The organism is Coprococcus intestinihominis (assembly GCF_040096555.1).
Lineage (GTDB): Bacteria > Bacillota > Clostridia > Lachnospirales > Lachnospiraceae > Coprococcus_A > Coprococcus_A intestinihominis.
The window spans coordinates 1-3,360 of sequence record NZ_JBBMEK010000320.1 but is presented as its reverse complement, the minus strand read 5'-3'; the positions used below and the strand labels follow the sequence as shown (position 1 = coordinate 3,360).

4 protein-coding genes are annotated in these 3,360 nt (G+C 44.9%); all 4 read right to left on the bottom strand.

Annotation, left to right across the window (positions count from 1 at the left end):
- Positions 1–931 (bottom strand): histidinol dehydrogenase (gene hisD, locus WMO25_RS16465; protein ID WP_349086243.1); only part of this gene is annotated, 931 nt, incomplete at its 3' end.
- A 65-nt stretch (positions 932–996) separates the two neighbouring features.
- On the bottom strand, positions 997–1,632 hold the full coding sequence (hisG, locus tag WMO25_RS16460) for an ATP phosphoribosyltransferase (protein WP_181967051.1): 636 nt from the start codon (positions 1,630–1,632) through the stop codon (positions 997–999).
- Positions 1,633–1,660: 28 nt separating this feature from the next.
- Positions 1,661–2,911 (bottom strand): ATP phosphoribosyltransferase regulatory subunit, encoded by a 1,251-nt coding sequence (hisZ, locus tag WMO25_RS16455; protein WP_349086241.1) that lies wholly within the window; start codon positions 2,909–2,911, stop codon positions 1,661–1,663.
- Positions 2,912–3,048: 137 nt separating this feature from the next.
- Positions 3,049–3,360, bottom strand: a 312-nt coding sequence (locus WMO25_RS16450) for a Holliday junction resolvase RecU (protein WP_349086240.1), incomplete at its 5' end; no start/stop codon positions are given.

Here is a 3,360-nt window from a genome sequence, read left to right as displayed (position 1 = left end):
CAATCAGGATATGGCCGTAATTCTCCAGAGACTTCTCAATAATGGCTTTTCTGGAAAGCACCTGTGTAAAGCCTTCAATTTCTTTCTGCACTTCCCCTGCCAGCTTCTCACTGGTTGTCACAAGGATAGCTGAGGCCAGTTCATCATGCTCAGCCTGTGACAAAAGATCTGCAGCCACATATCTCGGATTAGCTGTCTCATCAGCGATCACGAGAATCTCGCTTGGTCCCGCAATAGAATCAATGCTGACATAGCCGTAAACAGCTTTCTTGGCCAGCGCCACGTAAATATTGCCCGGTCCCACGATCTTGTCTACCTTAGGAACAGAAGCTGTACCAAAAGCCAGTGCTGCAATCGCCTGTGCACCGCCAACTTTGTAAATCTCATCAGCGCCGGATTCATTGGCTGCCACCAAAGTACCCGGATTCACCTTGCCGTCTTTGCCCGGCGGCGTCACCATGACAATCTTCTCAACACCTGCTACCTTGGCAGGAATCACATTCATCAGAACAGAAGACGGATAAGCAGCCTTGCCTCCCGGAACATAAACACCTGTACTTTGAAGTGGTGTCACCTTCTGTCCGAGAATCGTTCCATCCGGTGTCGTATCAAACCATCCGTACTGACGCTGCTTCTCATGGTAAACACGGATATTGGTCATGGCTTTGCGGATAACTTCAATCAATGATGCATCCACAAGGGTATATGCCTCGTCAATCTCTGCCTGTGTCACACGGATATTGTCGGCGTTTAAATCGGCACCATCAAACCGCTTCGTCATCTCAAAAAGTGCTTCGTCTCCGCGTTCTCTCACATCATCAATAATTGCCTGTACCTTATCTGCATAACCTGTATAGTTATTCGGGCTTCGCTTTAATAAATCATCCAGCAATGTTGCCACTGCATCTTCTGTCACTTTTGTAATCTTCATTGTTCTATGCCTCCCACTGATGTTTGCTCCATACAACCTTCCTCTATTCGGCTCTCAATCCGTTCTCAGATGACCGTTTTAATATCTCTGATGAGCTTCATAATCCGCTCATTCTCCATCTTCATACTGACCTGATTCACAACAACTCTTGCTGAAAGCGGGCAGATTTCCTCAAGCACTTCCAGTCCGTTCTCCTTCAGGGTTGTTCCTGTCTCCACAATATCCACAATCACTTCAGACAGCCCAACAATCGGTGCCAGTTCCACAGAGCCGTGGAGTTTGATGATCTCTACGGTCTGATGCTTCTTGTTGTAAAAGTAATCCTTTGCAATATTCGGGTACTTGGACGCCACACGGATCAGCTCCTGATGTTGAAGATACTCGGCCGCTGACTTCGGACCACAGACACACATTCTGCACTTACCGAATCCCAGATCCAGCACCTCGTACAAACGGCGTCCTTCTTCCAACAATGTATCTTTGCCCACCACACCAATATCTGCTGCACCATATTCCACATAAGTCGGTACATCCGATGCCTTGGCCAGGAACATCTTGATCTTCAGATCTTCATTCACAAAAATCAGTTTTCTTGTATCGGGATCCTTCATCTCATCCATTGAAATCCCGATCTGCTCAAATAATGCCAGCGATTTCTTTGCCAGACGGCCTTTAGCCAGAGCAAATGTCAAATACTTCATCTTATATCTTCCTCCATTTCCTCTGTCTCTAAAATTCAGAAACCGGCATCTTCCGGACCGAATCATCAGATATGTCTATTTTCGTCAGTTCCTTATCCTGGTCAACATATAAAATATGAGCAATATGATAGCGTCTGCTGTAGGCCTTATAGTCATTCAGAGACCTATCTGTCTCTTTCTTCATCATACTGACTGCCTGATTAATATTTCTCAGTGCATTGGCAATGCGGATGGCTGTACTGCGATACTCCGGTTCATAAAGCACCATCGTTGCTTCTTCATTTGTCGGAATATCAATCTTCTGTCTGGAAAGTGCCAGCATCAGCTCATCCAGCACGACGGCAAAACCCACACTGGCTGCATCCTTGCCGAACTGACCGATCAGATGGTCATAACGTCCACCCTTGACAACCGCATCACCGGTTCCATATGTATATCCCCTGAAAATCATCCCTGTATAATAATCATACTCTGTCAGCATACCTAAATCAATAGTAATATATTTTTCAAAACCATATTCCGCAATCAGCTGACACAGTTTTTCAATCTCATCCAACGCTTTAAGTGCCTCAGCATTGCACGTCATGCTTCGAGCTTCAGCGATAATATCTCCTGAACCGAAAAGTTCCGGCAGTTTCAAAAGAAGCTTTGCAGTCTCATCAGACAACGTCAATTTCTCAACTAAGGCTTCCACACCAAAATAGTTCTTGCTCTCGATCAGTACCCTCAGCTGACTGACTGTCTCTTCATCCATCCCGGCTTCTGCCACCAACGCCTTAAAGAGTCCTACATGGCCGATATCCAGCTGAAAATCCGTCAGACCTGATTCAAGCAGCAGATGAATAGCCAGGGCTACCACTTCTGCATCCCCTTCAATGTCACGGTCTCCGATCAGCTCGGCACCCAACTGGGTCGTCTCCTTCATCTTGCCCTGCAAGCTTGAATTGTTGATGAATGTATTGCCACAGTAAGAAAAACGAAGAGGAATCGTCTCTTCCTTAAAATACTTGGCCACAGCTCTCGCAATAGACGGTGTGATATCCGGTCTCAGAACCAGTGTAGAACCGTCTCTGTCTATGAACTTGTACATATTGCGTGACGGCACAGATCCTCTTTCTCTGTTGAAAATATCGAAAAACTCAAATGTCGGTGTCTGTATATCCTTATAGCCATACAGCTTCAGAATTCTGTCAAGTTTGGCTGACAATGCATTCTTCTTGCTGCATTCTTCATTATAAATGTCTCTGACACCTTCCGGAGTATGTAATAAACTATCCATAATAGGCTCCTTTACTGCAAACGCTTTAGTCTGCTAATTTGATAATACGTGAAACTAATTATAATATACCTTTCCTCAATTGTCAAGTGATGTCATTTGGCCTGTCCCAATTCAGGGTCATTTTCTCTCCCTCAAATTTAGAACTCACGTGTATCAAGATCTTTCTGAATGGCCTCCAGATAATGAATATAACATCCATTACAAGTCAGTTCATATTGCGTATCCAGTTCTTCTATTTTAAAATGCTTGGCATGACCGGTTTTTGACCGGTTCCAGAAGACAGCCAGTTGTTCATAAGGCAGATAAAAATATCTGTCTGCTGACGTAAAGTATAAAATCAGAAAAGCCACACCGCCCTGAGCCTCAAAATCCCGCATAAACACCACCTGATGCTCATGGATATTCTGTATCGGAAAATTGGATGTCCGACATTCCTTGGCATCAAAGCA